Raw genomic sequence first — 14,336 nt, 5'->3', positions numbered from 1 at the left:
AGATTATGATTAATAGTATTTCAAGCTTAAATAATTTCATATATCGTGGAGAAAATAAATCAAACAAGACCAATGATTCACTTAGCCTAAAAGAGGCTTCAGATGTAATTTCTAGCTTTACTTTAGGAGGAACTACCATGCTTAAAGGCAATGATAAGCTTCTTTTAGCTGGGGCATCTCCAGATAGCTTTTCTTATTATGGTAGCGATATTGTTGCAGAAGTCTCTTATAAGGCATTTGAAATGAAAGCTACAACAAGACAACAAGTAGATGCTGCAAAAGATAAACTAAAAAATATCATGCAAGAGCTTATGAATGAAGTTTATGATTCTAAATTAGGAGAAATGGTAATAGAAAGCATACAACATGAAATTAACAATCATGATAGAATGTTTGAAACTGGAGATGTTATGGAGGCAATATCTTTACTAAGCAGCTATTCATATCTTATGTTTAATGATAATGATACAAATCGTCATCAAAATGATAAGGCTTTTGGTTTTGGTGAGGGTGCGCTTACTATGAATGATGAAGAATGTAGAAAATTGATTTTAGATTACGAAAGTGGGCTAGTTGATGAAGATACATTTAGAAGTCAAATGCACACATTTACACGCAACAATGCTGATAATTTATTTCTTTTTGAGGAATTTTTTTCTATTTTTGAAGGTATGTTCCCAGATAAGATTAGTCCAGATATGAAAAGTGAAGCAAGAAATGCTATGGCAACGATAATGGCTCACACTATGAATGCAGAAGGCAAGATTGATTTAGGTGATATAGTAATAAAAAGAGATATTGAAGGAGGCTTTGCTGTTGGCAATCTAGAGATAATACATAAGCCTTCAAGTGCTGATATATCCCTACAATCCTTTCTCCTCTCTACACAAACCAATATGCAAAAGAGTATGTTTGATGTATTGGAGGTTAAAGAATCTAAATATGATTCTATTATAAGAGATATATTAAATATGAAAGTAAAGCAAAAGTAAGTTAATGTGCTAGGATTAGACAAATTTATCTAATCCTAGCATTGTTTTCAAAAACCAATCTAGCATATGTTTATTAACTTTTTTACTTGTTTCTTTAAAAGCTTCATTTTCTAATATTGTTGGGCTTTCTAAATAAGAATTAGGCAAACCAGCTAAATATTTTCCATATTCTCCTAATTTGCTTTTATCTGATTTAGCATAAGATTCGCCATAGTTTGAAACAGAAAACAATAGTACAATCCCTTCTATGGCTATTTTTTCTTCATTATTTTCTACTATTGTGTAATCTTTAATTAATGGATTATCATGTGTTAGACGAGTTATAAAGTCTTCATTATCTTTAAAAGATTGCAATAGTTCTTCTTTTGTATAGCTTTCTTTGAGGTGTGAATTGTCTGTGCTTGCAAGAATCTCTTTTATGCTTTTAAAGGCATTATTTAATCCCCCTGCTAAATCTATGCTATCAAAGTAGTTAGATAGATAGGAATTTCCATTTTGTTTATTATGCTCATAAAATGGAAGTGTTAAGTAATTTTTTATTGCAACTAAAGAGCTGCTATGAAATTTCAAATTATCAGGCAATTTAGCTTCTTGTAAAAAATCGCTACCCATAAAACCATAAATATCAAGACTATAATTTTCAAAGTTTTTATTTGTATCTTTTGTGTTAGTTGTCTTTGAGTTTTTAAAATCTTCTTGGCTAAATGCACTTAGTTGCTTTTTGCTCTCATCATTTACACTAGCTATTGTGCAATACATCAATGAGCTTATAGGATTATCCAATGCTAAAAACTTGGAATCTTCGTTAGAGTTATCAAGTATTTTTTGCAAATCACTAGTGCTTGGTTCTTCGAATGCTTTTTTAAATGTATTGGTATTAGTATCTACATGATTTCTTGTTTGTGTTTGGTGATTATAATTGATTTGAGTAGTATAAGCATTATTTATTTGCATTGCTTGTCCTTGTAATAATTATACAATGACAAGCAAAAATTATTCCTATCAACTATCTAAATATTTATGCAAGGAATATTTTTTGCTTGATATTATTTGAAGCAAGGGTAAGTGTAGGTTGTTTTATAAGGGAGTAATTTATGAAAAGAATTATCTTTAGCTTATTATTAGCCTTTAGTATTACTTCAAATATATATGCAAATGATCTAATATCTATTGCTACTAATGGAATCTATAATAAAGATTCTATAGGTGTTAGAGAATTAAATGATGAAGAGATGAGTAAAGTTGTGGGGGGACTGCAATTTTATGATAGATTTTATGTGCAAGGTTCGGCTATATATACAAACTATTATATAGTAAATCCTTATGATTTGAGGCCATACCCTGTGAGTGATTTTTCTAATGAATTGTTAAATATACTTCAGCCAAATGAGGTATTGGGTTATGCACAAAGATTTAATTTAGGGCGTGAGGAATGTTGGCTAGTTGGAATAGATACTAGTAGGAAATCTATAAGAGAAATACCATTTAGTGCTTCTACAAGGTTGTATAAAGTTATTAATGGTAGATATAGTAGTAAGTATGGCTATTAGTTGATAAAATAAGGATAAACAAATTTTGCAAAGGATTGCGTTGAAAAAGGATAAAAAATGATTTCTAATACAATGCAAACAACATATAAGCCTTTTGAGATACGAAGCGATTATTCTGTATCTTATGAAAGGATAGAGGCAGAAAAAGAGCGAATTAAAAATATACAATCGCAAGGTCAATATAGGGTGGAGTCTTATTTAGCTCCTGATTCTTATGAAAATGCAACTTCTTATCTAGGGGCATATGTTACAAGTGGTAATTTTAAGCATGATACGAACAATCCACTTAGCTTTAAAAACGATATAAAAGCCGAAGAATCTTTAATTGCAAAATCAAATATGCAAAACTTTCTAAATACTTCAAATCCAGCAGGTATTTCTTATAAAAATACTTTTGGTGGATATAGCATAGATGAAAATGCCTTCATGGGGCAAGATTTTTTAAAGGCTTCTAATTTGCATAGCGATTATAAGATACATAAAAACGCACTACAGGCTATTAATGATTACTTTACAACACCTATTGCAAGGGAAAAAGATGTTTATTATCCTGAGTTTGAATCTATCGATATAATTGCTGGTTTATCTCATGCAAACGGAGAATTTAATTTTTTGTTTTCAGACAATAAACAACATTATACGAAAGAAGAAATAATGCAAAAGGGCAATGGAGTTTTTGACGCTAGTGATTTTAACACGCCTTTAATGCAAGATTATATGACTGAGAATGGAGAGTTTAAAAGAGAAGGTATTTTACTAATGTATGCTTTTAAGAGTGATGCATTTGCTAGAGCAGAATCTCCACATACAAAGCTTAGTGAATATGGGAAATTTCAAAGAGGAATGCCAAGTGAGTATTCTCCTAGTGGTATTGTTGAATCTGAAAAAGAGGCAAAAAGCCCAGAGGAGATTCAAAAAGAAAATAAAGATAAGCTAATGGATTATTACCTTAAGGCTATTGCAAAAGATGAAAGCGAAGATATACATAAAGAATCTAAATATTATTCTATTATAAGAGATATATTAAAAGATTCTAAAAAGGAAGAGTATTAATGTTAAAAAAGTTATTATGTTTGGTTGGGGTATTTTCTTTTTGTGTGGCATCAGAGCCTATTACTATGGATTCTTTGTTTAAAAAGCAAATAGGATTAAGAAGCATAACAAGTGTAAGTTATTTAAGTAGTGGTAATGCTTATATTTATAATATGTATCCTACACTAGTAGCACAGCCTGATACTAAAAACTGGACTGATACAAAGAGATTGTCAATAAATCAGACCTTTATATATTCTATAACTCCAAAGCTAGATTTGCTCATATCTGGCAATGGTAGTTATAAACAAAATGAATATGTTAGTAATTTTGGGCTTGATTATCATACTAATAGGAGTTTTGATTTTGATTCGTTGTGGATAGGTGGTATTTATACGCTAGATACTATAAAAGATATATTTGTGCCACAAATTACACTGCAAAGTGGTGTAATACAAAGAGAAAATCATTTTGATGAAGATAAAAACTTTATATTTAAATCATATTCTGCACGATTTGCATTAAAAAACTACTCCGACCCCATCATATCATCTATTTATATAGGTGGAGTCTATAATGCAGATAGAGATTTTGCATATGGATCTTTAGAATATGGAAATAGTATTTATTTTGGATTTGATATGTCTATAATTTTAAGCCCTAAGATTTCGTTTGATGTAGGATTGGAGCAGAGATATCAGAGTGCTTCTAAGTTTGAAGGAAGAAAAACTTCTAATTCTTATTCTATACCAATCTATGTCTCTAGGAACTACATATAGCATTAATTCTAATACAGCTATTTCTGTAATCGGGACAGCAGGAGGCAGCTCATCAGCACACGATAGTGTATTTACTATTAGTCTGTGGAAGAAGTTTTAGATTGTGAGGTTCGAGTTGAGAACCTTGTTTTTGTTTATTTTTATGATTAATTTTGCAGAAGCATTTGCAGTAAAATCTATGCAAGAAATAAATGCTAAAAATATTATAAGACAAGAGTTCGAGGAATCTTGTGGCGCTGCTTCGTTGGCAAATTTGATAAATTATTTTCAGCTAAAGCAACTAAACGAACAAGATGTGCTAGATATGATTAGTAATAAAACTGATATGCTAAGCTTTAAAGAACTACAAAATATAGCTAAAAGTCTAGGATATACAGCAGATGGTTTTAGGCTTACAAGAGACATTTTGGAACAAACTTCATATCCCATCTTAGTTCGAATAGAAGATGATCCTAGATTCCCTCATTTTGTGGTTATTATAAATTATAGTGGAGATTTTATAAAGATTCTAGATCCAAATTTTGGGGAGTATATAAGTAGTAAGAAAGAATTTTATTCCATTTGGGATAGGGATAATAGCGGAGGATATGCACTTTTAATAGGCAAGGATAATGTAAAGCCAGAAGTTGGAGGGCTAAATTTTCCTACAAGTATATTTTTCGGTAAATAAGAAACTTAGTATATTGTTAGGTTTTCTAAAAGATTGATTGTAGCTTGTGAGTTTTCGTTTTCTTTATAAATCGTGATTCCATCGATACAAAATGGATCTTTCGTGTTTTTGGTTTTTATATAGATATTTATGCTTTTTATTATTTTGTCTAGTTTTGTTTTTGTGATATTAAATACAGGTTCAAAGCCAATCCCGCTTTTTACCTCTATAAAGTGGAGGGTTGAATCTTTTTTGGCTATTATGTCTATCTCGCCAAATTTTGTATAAAAGTTCCTATCAATTATAACAAAGTCATTTTCTTTCAAAAACTCACACGCCAAAGATTCTGCTTCTTTGCCCTTTTGTGTGGTGTTTTTCATTCTTCGATTCTTATCATTACTGGCATATCTTTTGTTATTTCTAGTTTGCTTATTCTGTCTATTGCATTTTTGATTTTGGATTCTTCGCATATGTAAGTTGAGAGAAGCAAGGTAGAGTAATTTTGTATGTTTGATTGTTTTTGTAGAAGTGTTTGTATAGATATATCATGTTCTCCAAGTATTGATGATATTTGTGCTAATACGCCCGGTTTGTCTTGTGCTAGGATTCTAAGATAAAAGGCACTTTTGCTTCTTTCTTTTGGCTTTAATTGCAGATTATTTTCTATTGGTGTTTTAAAGCCAAGCATAGGAGAACTTTTTGTTCTTGCTATTTCTATAATATCAGAAATTACCGCACTAGCAGTTGCATCTCCTCCTGCACCTGCACCATAAAACAAGCTTTCTTTTGCATTGTCCCCTAGCACACTAATTGCATTATTTACGCCATCTACTTTTCCTATTATTTTATCTTTTGGTAGGAATGTTGGTTGCACTCTTAATTCAACCTCATTTCCGTCTTTTTTGGCGATTCCAAGTAGCTTTAAATTATAGTCAAACTCTTTTGCAAAGACTATATCTTCTTGTGTTATTTTTCTTATACCTTCTATTAGTATATCTTCTGGCTTTGCATCTATTCCATAGGCAATGCTTGCTAGTATAAGTAGCTTGTGTGCTGTATCAAAGCCATCTATGTCAAATGTAGGATCGCTCTCTGCATAGCCTAGATCTTGTGCTTCTTTTAGGGCTTCTTTGAAATTAGTATTTTCGTCTTTCATTTTTGTTAGTATGTAGTTGCAAGTCCCATTTATAATCCCATAAATACTTAAGATATGGTTCGCACCCAAGCCGTCTCTAAGCCCTTTTATAATTGGGATTCCACCACCTACACTTGCTTCAAAGCCTATTGGTAAGTCCCCAGCTATTTTTTGTAGCTCATATCTATGGTAAGCCAACATAGCTTTATTTGCAGTTACGAATGCCTTGTTGTTTTGGAGCGCTTTTTTTGCTATTTTAAATGGTTCATCAATACCGCCTGCAAGCTCGACTATAATATCTATGCTTGAATCATCTAATATTTCATCAACATTTGTGCTTATTTGAAAGTCAAATTTACCCTTTACTTTATCCAAATTTCTTACAATGGCTTTTTTTATATTTATTTTGCAACCGGCTCTAGCTGATATTAAATCAGCATTGTCTTTTAAGATTCTAGCTACACTGCTTCCAACAACACCTAGACCAACTATACCTATGTTTAGCTCTTTCATTTGACTACCTTAAATTAAAGCAAATATTGTAGCATAATAGATTAAGAATCCCTTTTATTGTGCGAATTAGTCGTATTTTTAAAGCCACTTAGTAAAGCCTCTAAGAATCCTTCAGGCAAAGAATCTTTTAGGGTTTCTTCTGTGATTCCAAACTCCTTTTTTAGCCATTCTTTAAGTGGGAGACTTAGGGAGCTAAAGGCACTATTTGTCGTGCTTGGAAGAGAGTTATCTACCTCTCCTTTGTCGTTGTTGTCCTCTGGTGGATTTGGTTTTTCTTCAGGCTTTTCTGGTTCTTGTGGTTTTTCTGGTGGTTTTATTTCTGTTGGAGGCACTACACTTGGTGGCTCTATTGGTGTTTGTGGCAATGAAACATAGGTATTTATTTTAAAAGCCATGTCTTATCCTTAAGTGATTTATAACTAATCAAGCAAAATACATTCCTAAAGGCTTAGCAAATACCACATTATGCTATAATCTATGAAATTTTATTTTTAGGATTTTTAGTGATTTTAAGCCATGAAATACCGCAAGGTTCGAAGCTATATTTTGGCAAAAGCGCAAAGATAAAGAGGGATTTAGAAAATTTGGTTAGCAATGTTTTAAATCTAAATGGATATGAAGAGATTCTAACGCCCACTTTTAGCTATCTGCAATATCAAAGAGATATACAAAATAGAGAAGCAATAAGAATTAGCAATAAACATAATCATCAAATGATATTACGACAAGATTCTACAATTGATGCAATGAGGCTATTAACGCCGTATCTAAGCGAGAATCTAGTTGGCAAAAAGTGGTTTTATATACAGCCTGTTTTTGTATATCCTACAACAGAAATAAATCAAATAGGTGTCGAAAACTTGGAGGATAACGATATTTTATCGTTTATTGATATTTGTGTTGATATTTTTAAGAAGATAAATTTAGCTCCATATTTGCAAATAGGTAGTGGAAATATTGCTAAGATATGTCATTTAGAGTTTGGTGTGCCTTTAGAAGTCTTTAAGAAAATGGATATTAATGCACTAATTAAATCAGATTTTTTTCTTAAAGAGTTGTTAGAGGCAAGAGATGTAGAATCCTTACAAGGTTTAGCTAAAAAAGCGCCAAAGAATCTACAAAATGAGCTAAATAAAATAATAGAATTTGGTAATAAAATAGCCTATAAAGATTTGATTATCTCACCGCTTATGTATCCTCCTATGGAATATTATGATGATTTATTTTTTAGGTTTTTTATTGATAATCACACAATGATACTAGGCGGTAGTTATGAGATTCTAAAAAGAAGAGCTTTGGGGTTTGGGGTTTATACAGATAATGTAATTTGTAAGCTTATGGACTTATAAAGTGTTATAATTTAATTTTTATTAAATAAGGAGAATATTTTAATGGCTAAGGCTGATTTGATTGTTGGGATTCAATGGGGAGATGAAGGCAAAGGCAAAATGGTTGATATGCTAGCTTGTAATTATGATTATGTAGTTAGATATCAAGGTGGGCATAATGCCGGACATACCATAGTTGTAAATGACACTAAATATGCACTTCATTTAATTCCATCTGGAATCTTATACGACAAATGTAAAAATATCATCGGCAATGGTGTTGTAATAAATCCTCAAGCATTAATTGATGAAATGAAACAATTTAAAAATTTAAAAGATAGATTGTTTATAAGCTCTAAGGCACACTTGATATTGCCATACCATGAAGGGCTAGACAAATTGAAAGAAAGTGCAAAAGATGCAATAGGCACGACAAAAAAGGGAATAGGTCCAGCATATACTGATAAGGTCTCAAGAGAGGGGCTTAGGATTGGTGAGCTAAGAGATATAGAATCTTTATGCGATAAAATATTAAACAAATATGAAGATAACAACTTTAAAAATATAAACACCAAAATACCAAGTAGAGAATCTTTATTGCAAGAGCTAGAAGGCTATGCAAGAGAGTTAGTTCCATTTATAACAGATACTACAACTATGTTGTGGGAGGCATTAGATAGAGGCGAGAAAATATTGTGCGAGGGTGCACAAGGGAGTATGCTAGATGTTGATTTTGGGACATATCCGTTTGTAACTAGCTCTAATACAATAGCCGCAGGTGCATGTAGTGGCACAGGTATAGCTCCTAGATATTTAGGCGATGTAATAGGCATTATGAAAGCATATTGCACGAGGGTTGGAAATGGACCTTTCCCAACAGAAGAGATTGGAGAAATGGGAGAATATTTAAGAGAGAAAGGAGGCGAGTTTGGAGTAACGACAGGCAGAGCTAGAAGATGTGGTTGGTTAGATGCTATGCTTGTTAGATATGCATGCAAATTAAATGGTGTAAATAAACTTGCTGTAATGAAGCTTGATGTATTGGATGGGCTAGATACGATTAAAGTATGCGTTGGATATGAAGATGATAAAGGAAATAAGTTAGAATCTTGCCTTGATGATTTGGGTCTTGCAAAGCCAATATATAGAGAGTTTAAAGGGTGGGATAAAACCGCTGGAATCAGGGAGTTTGAATTCCTTCCAAAAGAGGCACAAGAATATATCTTAGAGTTAGAGAAGATAATCGGTGTAAAAATAGAGATGATATCAACTAGCCCAGATAGGCTTGATACAATCATTAGATGAAGACAAAATTTACTCCACTAGTGCTACTTTGTAAAAATAAAGTAGATGAAGCAGAGAGAATGCTTCAGCAAAATGCAGCAGAGATAAATGCAAAACAAGCAGAGATAGATTCTGCTGTTAGAGAATTTGCGGCTTGGAGTTTAAATGAGCCAACAAGTGGGCTTTATCAAGAGCATTTAACATTTTCTTATCACAAAGATGAATATAGATCTCTAATAGATAGAAAGGTTATGGAATTAGCACAGCTAAAACAACAAAGAGTTGAGCTTCAAGAGTATTTTAGAGTGCAAAATATGGAATACGAAAAAGCAAAATATTTAGAAGGGCTTGAGATAAAGAAGAATCTAGATAGACTAAAGAGAAAAGAAAGTATCGATATGGATGAAATATCAGTAATGTTACATAATGCAAAATGAGGTGTTTTTATGAGGGTTTTTAGTTTTTTTATTTTTTCTTTTGTTGTTTTTGCGCAAGAGGGTAGAAATGTGGTTGATTGTAATATCATATTTGAGCAACGCAAAGATGAGATTTTAAAAGAATTAGAAAAAATAGATGAGCAACAACAAGCATTGCAGGCCTTGCAAAGTGCTACTCAAAGTGTGCTAGATCAAAAAGATGCTGATTTAAAAAAGAGGGAAGCAGAAGTTAGCAATCAAAAAAAGGAAATAGAAGAAAAAGAACAAAGAATTGCTAGTTTGCTAAAGAAAAATGAAGAGATTTTAAAGCAAATACAAAATGCGACAGGAAGCAAACTAAATGATACTTATTCTAGTATGAAAGATTCAAAATCTGCTGCTATTTTGGAGAATTTGCCAGAAAGTGAGGCAGCACAGATACTCTTTGGGCTAGATACAAAAGTAATGAGCAAAATACTTTCCAAGATGAATCCACAAAAAGCGGCAACTCTTACTCAAATAATCCAAAAAGGACCTCCTTTTGACAAGAAAGAAGAATAAAGCTTTTAGCCTACTAGAAATGGTGGCTGTGTGTTTTCTTGTGGGCTTTATTGTTTTAGTATTTATAAAAAGTGCTGAAATAAGAATAGACGCAGTAAAGATACAAGATATAAATTTGATACCAATTTGCACCAATACTTATGACAAGTGCGTGTTTGTATCAAATGTTAGAAATAATTTTTTATTTTATGATATACCATAGAGCATTTGGTTTATTTGAGATTCTAGTTTGTGTTGTTATTATTTCTATAATTGGAATTTTAGGTGCTAAGTCTTTATTGTATATTTATAAAAAATATGAAATAGAAAAAACACAATATTACAAAACCATATCTCACAAAAATGCACTTTTGCAACTTAAAAAAATACTAGATAGTGCGTATTTGGAAAGTTTGTATATAAAAGATGATAAGATAGTATTTTATGAAAAAATACAAGAGAGGCAATATTATAAAGATTCAATGCTTCCATGCTTGATTAATGTGTTTAATCCAGAATCTATCAAGCTTGCTTCCAATCTTAGTTTAGAGTTTTTAACTTTAAGAAGTGGGTTTATGCCTAATTGTAATGTGTATAATGAATCTTTAGAGGTTATTTTTGTAGGTGAGAGTTTTATCTTTCCAAATGATTTTTATAGCAATAAATTTAGAGCAAAAGTTATTAGTCTAACTCATAAGAATCTAACTAGCACCATGCCCCCATTTTTGCAAAATAGAGAAAAAATAAAGCCGTATTTGTATTTTATAAAAGATAAAACAGAAATTTTGCTACAAGATTCGCTAAAACTAGTAAGAAACAAAGAAGAATATACTATTCTTGATAAATATGATAGCTTTAATATTAGGAGGTTGGATTTTGGCTATGTAGTGGAGCTGTGTGTAGATGAGGTATGCTTTAGCGATGTATTGCATAGTGAGGTATTGTAATGAGGGCATTTGTTTTGTTGCCATTTTTGTTTTTTATTTTACTTGGTGGAATGCTTATAGCTTTGACTTTAAAATTTGAAATGTATGGTAAGCATGAAGATTCAAGTTTTTTTGCTTTATATTTTGTCTCTTTTAAAGAGAGGATCAAAGATAGCATATCAAATAATAAAATTTACTTTGAGAATGGATATGCTTTTGTCTCCTATAATGTAGAGCAATACAGATATAAGGCTGTTATTTTGGAGTTTGATTCAAAGCTTGTTGATAAAAGCGTGTATTTGGTTGATATTTTTGGAGAAGATATAAATACGCTAGAATCTTCTAGGAGAGAAGACTTTATTTTTAGCCCATAATTGTTACAATAAACAAAAAGGATATATATGGAATTTAGCAAAGAAGAGTTACAAAGATATGATAGGAATATTCTGCTTAGCGGGATAGGTATAGAGGGTCAGAAAAAGCTAAGAGATTCAAAAGTTTTTGTAGTTGGAGCTGGTGGGCTTGGATCGCCGGTGTTGTATTATCTTGCAGCAGCTGGAGTTGGCCATATAGGCATATGCGATGGTGATATTGTAGAGTATAGCAACTTGCAACGACAAATATTGCATAATACAAATGACATAAATAAAAACAAAGCACAATCTGCAAAAGAAAAACTCCAAGCATTAAACCCGCATATAAAAATAGATATTGTTATAGAAAGGCTAAGTGTTACAAATGCAATTAATATAATTAGTGAATATGATTTGGTTATTGAATCTTGTGATGCATTTTCTTCGAAATTTTTGATAAATGATGCGTGTGTATTGGCTAATAAGATTTTAATAAGGGCTAGTGCATTGCATTTTTGCGGACAGGCTATGAGTATCAAGCCTAGAGTTAGTGCTTGTTATGCTTGTCTGTTTGATGCACCACCAAAGGGAGAAGTGCCAACTGGAGCTAGTGTTGGGATATTAGGTAGTGTCGCTGGAATGTTTGGTTGCATAGAAGCTAATGAAGCAATCAAAATAATCACAGGAGTTGGCACACCACTTTTTAACCAAATACTAAGTTGTGATATAAGGGATATGGAGTTTAGAAAAATTGAAGTAAAAAGAAATATGAATTGTAGGGTATGTGGCAATAGTGGAATTACACAATTAGATTTTGATTTGTATTAATATTGCAATAGAGCAAAGAGTAATTCTGTATTTTTAGATGAGCTTAAGCTCTAAATTTATCGTAGGAGTATAATATCCATTGCCTCTTTTAGGATATGTATCCTATGTGTGTGATTGGTGCTTGGTTCATCTCCAATTAGGATTCGTGTTTGTATATTTGCATTTAGTGCTGCTACCATATCTGTATCTTTGTCCCCTATCATATAGCTATCATAGAGTTCTAAATTTATGCCAAAGTCTTTTATTGCATTTTGTATCATTGTGCTTTTTGGCTTCCTGCAGTTGCATTGCTCTTCTTTTGTATGCGGACAGAAGTAGATTCCATCAAATGCTATATTCTCTGGCACAAAACCACTCTCTCTAAGTGGAATGGTAAGGTTTGAGATTATGCAATTTTGCATAAATGAGCTTAGAATCTCAAAGTCCTTTTGCGTAAAAATCCCTCTATTTATGCCTGATTGATTGGTTATTACAAAGCATAGAGAATCTAGCTTTTTGAGCTCTAAAAATAATTCCATGAAATGTGGTGCAAAATAGAATGTTTCAATTTTGTATCCATATGGCTCATCTTCTAAATTCACCACTCCGTCTCTATCAAAAAATACTACTTTTCTTTTTTTCATTTAGTTTAGAATCCTTAAAAATCTTTTAATTATAAGATGATAGAAAAATATGTATTTACATGCGTGAATTGTGTTTGTGTGGGATTGTTTATGGTGTGATAATATAAATGGTGCAGTGAAGATTCCAGCTAATAGGCTAAGCATAGCCTTGCTTGGATTTTTCACTACCGCTCCCTTTATAGTTTAAATGGGTTTTCTACAACTTTCTTTCTATCTACGATATAAGGTATAAGTGCCATATGTCTTGCTCTTTTGATTGCAACTTCTACTCTTTCTTGCCACTTTTTAGAGTTGCCTGTTAGCCTTCTTGGCATTATTTTATATCTTTCTGATAATGAGTGTTTTAGCATATCTACATCTTTGTAGTCTATGAATTCTATTTTTGCTTCAGTGTATCTACAATATCTCTTTGAGTATCTCTTTTTTTCTGCCATATTTTATCCTTTAAAATGGTATTTCTTCATCATTTATATCAATAACGGGCACTTCTGGTTCTTTTGTGTTTTGTCTTTGTGGATAGCTTTCTTTGTATCCATCTCCACCATAGCCATTGCTACTATAAGAGTTATCCGAACCATACTCCCCATAACCGCCACTTTGTTCGTCTTTGGAGGCTCTACCTAGCATTTGCATACTTTCAGCTGATATGGAGTGCTTACTTCTCTTAGCACCAGTGTTATCAGTCCAGCTCTCCAGCACCAAACGCCCCTCTATTAAAACTTGAGAACCTTTTTTTAAGTATTGATTTGCCACTTCTGCAGTTCTTCCAAATAGATTTACATCAATGTAGCACACTTCATCTGCTTGTGTGCCGTCTTGTTTTTTATATTTTCTATTGGTTGCTAGATTGATCTTTGATACTGCCAATCCACTTGGTGAATATCTAAGCTCAACATCACGCGTTAAATTCCCTACTAAAATGACTTTATTAAACATAAGGCTATCCTAAAGCTATTGTGCTTCTTCTTTTTTCTCTTCTTTAGCTTCTTTTAGTGGAGTTGCTTTTTTATTGTTTATGGCTCTATCCACAAGACTTTCCCAAGCTTTTTGCTCTTTTTTGCTTTGATATTTAATTACTATGAATCTCAAAATATCTTCATTTATTCTATAAAGTCTCTCAAGCTCTAAAACTAAGCTAGGGTCAGCTTTGAAGTAAATCACAAAGTAATAACCGCGTTTGTTTTTCTTAATTTCATATGCTAGATTTCTCATACCCATATCAAGTGTAGCACTAATTTCACCATTGTGATTTAGTATCGTAGCTTTGTAGAAATCTATTTTTTGGTTGATTTCTTCTTGTGTTAAAGTTGGTTTTACAATGAACATAGTCTCATAAAAACGCATATTTCTCCTTTTGGTTATCGCCCTTTTTCTCTCAAAAAGAGCAA

The 14,336-nt window shown here is 32.1% G+C and carries 21 protein-coding genes and 1 pseudogene; 13 read left to right on the top strand and 9 right to left on the bottom strand.

Annotated features, from left to right (window positions below):
- Positions 1-5 precede the first annotated feature (5 nt).
- On the top strand, positions 6-992 hold the full coding sequence (locus PF022_RS03785) for a hypothetical protein (protein WP_271022824.1): 987 nt from the start codon (positions 6-8) through the stop codon (positions 990-992).
- Between the two features lie 15 nt (positions 993-1,007).
- On the opposite strand, the gene PF022_RS03780 is transcribed toward PF022_RS03785, so the two are convergent.
- Positions 1,008-1,946 (bottom strand): hypothetical protein, encoded by a 939-nt coding sequence (locus PF022_RS03780; RefSeq protein WP_271022823.1) that lies wholly within the window; start codon positions 1,944-1,946, stop codon positions 1,008-1,010.
- Between the two features lie 140 nt (positions 1,947-2,086).
- Here PF022_RS03780 and PF022_RS03775 point away from each other — a divergent pair, with 140 nt between their 5' ends.
- From PF022_RS03775 to PF022_RS03760, 4 genes and pseudogenes are all read left to right on the top strand, one after another.
- Positions 2,087-2,542, top strand: coding sequence for a hypothetical protein (locus tag PF022_RS03775; RefSeq protein WP_271022822.1), 456 nt, complete (start codon positions 2,087-2,089; stop codon positions 2,540-2,542).
- Between the two features lie 57 nt (positions 2,543-2,599).
- Complete coding sequence (locus PF022_RS03770; RefSeq protein WP_271022820.1) at positions 2,600-3,595, top strand: hypothetical protein; 996 nt, start codon at positions 2,600-2,602, stop codon at positions 3,593-3,595.
- Positions 3,595-4,453: pseudogene (locus PF022_RS03765) on the top strand (hypothetical protein). The gene PF022_RS03770 and the pseudogene PF022_RS03765 overlap by 1 nt, the downstream one beginning before the upstream one ends.
- 15 nt (positions 4,454-4,468) lie before the next feature.
- Positions 4,469-5,023, top strand: a complete 555-nt coding sequence (locus PF022_RS03760) for a C39 family peptidase (protein ID WP_271022817.1) — start codon at positions 4,469-4,471, stop codon at positions 5,021-5,023.
- Between the two features lie 5 nt (positions 5,024-5,028).
- Here PF022_RS03760 and PF022_RS03755 read toward each other — a convergent pair whose 3' ends face one another.
- From PF022_RS03755 to PF022_RS03745, 3 genes are read right to left on the bottom strand one after another with little or no spacing between them, the layout of a single operon-like run.
- Complete coding sequence (locus PF022_RS03755) at positions 5,029-5,382, bottom strand: YraN family protein (RefSeq protein ID WP_271021542.1); 354 nt, start codon at positions 5,380-5,382, stop codon at positions 5,029-5,031.
- Positions 5,379-6,650, bottom strand: a complete 1,272-nt coding sequence (locus tag PF022_RS03750) for a homoserine dehydrogenase (protein WP_271022816.1) — start codon at positions 6,648-6,650, stop codon at positions 5,379-5,381. Before PF022_RS03750 ends, PF022_RS03755 begins: the two co-directional genes overlap by 4 nt.
- Before the next feature lie 41 nt (positions 6,651-6,691).
- Positions 6,692-7,045, bottom strand: coding sequence for a hypothetical protein (locus tag PF022_RS03745; RefSeq protein ID WP_271021540.1), 354 nt, complete (start codon positions 7,043-7,045; stop codon positions 6,692-6,694).
- Between the two features lie 108 nt (positions 7,046-7,153).
- On the opposite strand from PF022_RS03745, the gene PF022_RS03740 reads away from it, so the two are divergent.
- The 8 genes from PF022_RS03740 to PF022_RS03705 are packed head-to-tail and all read left to right on the top strand — an operon-like array spanning position 7,154 to position 12,325.
- Positions 7,154-7,999 (top strand): ATP phosphoribosyltransferase regulatory subunit, encoded by an 846-nt coding sequence (locus tag PF022_RS03740; RefSeq protein ID WP_271021539.1) that lies wholly within the window; start codon positions 7,154-7,156, stop codon positions 7,997-7,999.
- Between the two features lie 42 nt (positions 8,000-8,041).
- Positions 8,042-9,283, top strand: coding sequence for an adenylosuccinate synthase (locus PF022_RS03735; protein WP_271022814.1), 1,242 nt, complete (start codon positions 8,042-8,044; stop codon positions 9,281-9,283).
- Complete coding sequence (locus tag PF022_RS03730) at positions 9,280-9,699, top strand: flagellar export protein FliJ (protein ID WP_271021537.1); 420 nt, start codon at positions 9,280-9,282, stop codon at positions 9,697-9,699. Before PF022_RS03735 ends, PF022_RS03730 begins: the two co-directional genes overlap by 4 nt.
- A gap of 9 nt (positions 9,700-9,708) precedes the next feature.
- Positions 9,709-10,239: a MotE family protein gene (locus PF022_RS03725; protein WP_271021535.1), complete on the top strand. Its 531-nt coding sequence runs from the start codon at positions 9,709-9,711 to the stop codon at positions 10,237-10,239.
- Positions 10,220-10,441: a hypothetical protein gene (locus PF022_RS03720; RefSeq protein ID WP_271021534.1), complete on the top strand. Its 222-nt coding sequence runs from the start codon at positions 10,220-10,222 to the stop codon at positions 10,439-10,441. Before PF022_RS03725 ends, PF022_RS03720 begins: the two co-directional genes overlap by 20 nt.
- Positions 10,428-11,165: a type II secretion system protein gene (locus PF022_RS03715; protein ID WP_271022813.1), complete on the top strand. Its 738-nt coding sequence runs from the start codon at positions 10,428-10,430 to the stop codon at positions 11,163-11,165. Before PF022_RS03720 ends, PF022_RS03715 begins: the two co-directional genes overlap by 14 nt.
- On the top strand, positions 11,165-11,518 hold the full coding sequence (locus PF022_RS03710) for a hypothetical protein (protein ID WP_271021531.1): 354 nt from the start codon (positions 11,165-11,167) through the stop codon (positions 11,516-11,518). Before PF022_RS03715 ends, PF022_RS03710 begins: the two co-directional genes overlap by 1 nt.
- A gap of 27 nt (positions 11,519-11,545) precedes the next feature.
- Positions 11,546-12,325, top strand: coding sequence for a HesA/MoeB/ThiF family protein (locus tag PF022_RS03705; RefSeq protein WP_271021530.1), 780 nt, complete (start codon positions 11,546-11,548; stop codon positions 12,323-12,325).
- Positions 12,326-12,381: 56 nt separating this feature from the next.
- Here the strand turns inward: PF022_RS03705 and PF022_RS03700 are convergent, their stop codons facing one another.
- From PF022_RS03700 to rpsF, 5 genes are read right to left on the bottom strand one after another with little or no spacing between them, the layout of a single operon-like run.
- Complete coding sequence (locus PF022_RS03700; protein WP_271021529.1) at positions 12,382-12,948, bottom strand: D-glycero-alpha-D-manno-heptose-1,7-bisphosphate 7-phosphatase; 567 nt, start codon at positions 12,946-12,948, stop codon at positions 12,382-12,384.
- The gene (locus tag PF022_RS03695; protein ID WP_271021528.1) at positions 12,949-13,113 is read right to left on the bottom strand and encodes a hypothetical protein; all 165 of its coding nucleotides are present in this window, start codon (positions 13,111-13,113) and stop codon (positions 12,949-12,951) included.
- An 11-nt stretch (positions 13,114-13,124) separates the two neighbouring features.
- Complete coding sequence (gene rpsR / locus PF022_RS03690) at positions 13,125-13,382, bottom strand: 30S ribosomal protein S18 (protein ID WP_271021527.1); 258 nt, start codon at positions 13,380-13,382, stop codon at positions 13,125-13,127.
- Positions 13,383-13,392: 10 nt separating this feature from the next.
- A complete protein-coding gene (locus PF022_RS03685; RefSeq protein ID WP_271021526.1) occupies positions 13,393-13,884 on the bottom strand; it encodes a single-stranded DNA-binding protein in 492 nt (163 codons plus the stop codon).
- Positions 13,885-13,899: 15 nt separating this feature from the next.
- Complete coding sequence (rpsF, locus tag PF022_RS03680) at positions 13,900-14,292, bottom strand: 30S ribosomal protein S6 (protein ID WP_271021524.1); 393 nt, start codon at positions 14,290-14,292, stop codon at positions 13,900-13,902.
- Between the last annotated feature and the right edge of the window lie 44 nt (positions 14,293-14,336).

Origin of the sequence: Helicobacter sp. WB40, assembly GCF_027859275.1 — a bacterium.
Taxonomy (GTDB): Bacteria; Campylobacterota; Campylobacteria; order Campylobacterales; family Helicobacteraceae; genus Helicobacter_D; species Helicobacter_D ibis.
This window is presented reverse-complemented; position numbering and strand designations above follow the sequence as displayed.

Coding starts and splice junctions, on each gene's coding strand:
- PF022_RS03750 (WP_271022816.1), bottom strand. CDS start 6,650: ATGAAAGAGCTAAACATAGGTATAGTTGGTCTAGGTGTTGTTGGAAGC.
- PF022_RS03755 (WP_271021542.1), bottom strand. CDS start 5,382: ATGAAAAACACCACACAAAAGGGCAAAGAAGCAGAATCTTTGGCGTGT.
- PF022_RS03685 (WP_271021526.1), bottom strand. CDS start 13,884: ATGTTTAATAAAGTCATTTTAGTAGGGAATTTAACGCGTGATGTTGAG.
- PF022_RS03770 (WP_271022820.1), top strand. CDS start 2,600: ATGATTTCTAATACAATGCAAACAACATATAAGCCTTTTGAGATACGA.
- PF022_RS03715 (WP_271022813.1), top strand. CDS start 10,428: ATGATATACCATAGAGCATTTGGTTTATTTGAGATTCTAGTTTGTGTT.
- PF022_RS03785 (WP_271022824.1), top strand. CDS start 6: ATGATTAATAGTATTTCAAGCTTAAATAATTTCATATATCGTGGAGAA.
- PF022_RS03700 (WP_271021529.1), bottom strand. CDS start 12,948: ATGAAAAAAAGAAAAGTAGTATTTTTTGATAGAGACGGAGTGGTGAAT.
- PF022_RS03705 (WP_271021530.1), top strand. CDS start 11,546: ATGGAATTTAGCAAAGAAGAGTTACAAAGATATGATAGGAATATTCTG.
- PF022_RS03780 (WP_271022823.1), bottom strand. CDS start 1,946: ATGCAAATAAATAATGCTTATACTACTCAAATCAATTATAATCACCAA.
- PF022_RS03735 (WP_271022814.1), top strand. CDS start 8,042: ATGGCTAAGGCTGATTTGATTGTTGGGATTCAATGGGGAGATGAAGGC.
- rpsR (WP_271021527.1), bottom strand. CDS start 13,382: ATGGCAGAAAAAAAGAGATACTCAAAGAGATATTGTAGATACACTGAA.
- PF022_RS03710 (WP_271021531.1), top strand. CDS start 11,165: ATGAGGGCATTTGTTTTGTTGCCATTTTTGTTTTTTATTTTACTTGGT.
- rpsF (WP_271021524.1), bottom strand. CDS start 14,292: ATGCGTTTTTATGAGACTATGTTCATTGTAAAACCAACTTTAACACAA.
- PF022_RS03745 (WP_271021540.1), bottom strand. CDS start 7,045: ATGGCTTTTAAAATAAATACCTATGTTTCATTGCCACAAACACCAATA.
- PF022_RS03725 (WP_271021535.1), top strand. CDS start 9,709: ATGAGGGTTTTTAGTTTTTTTATTTTTTCTTTTGTTGTTTTTGCGCAA.
- PF022_RS03730 (WP_271021537.1), top strand. CDS start 9,280: ATGAAGACAAAATTTACTCCACTAGTGCTACTTTGTAAAAATAAAGTA.
- PF022_RS03775 (WP_271022822.1), top strand. CDS start 2,087: ATGAAAAGAATTATCTTTAGCTTATTATTAGCCTTTAGTATTACTTCA.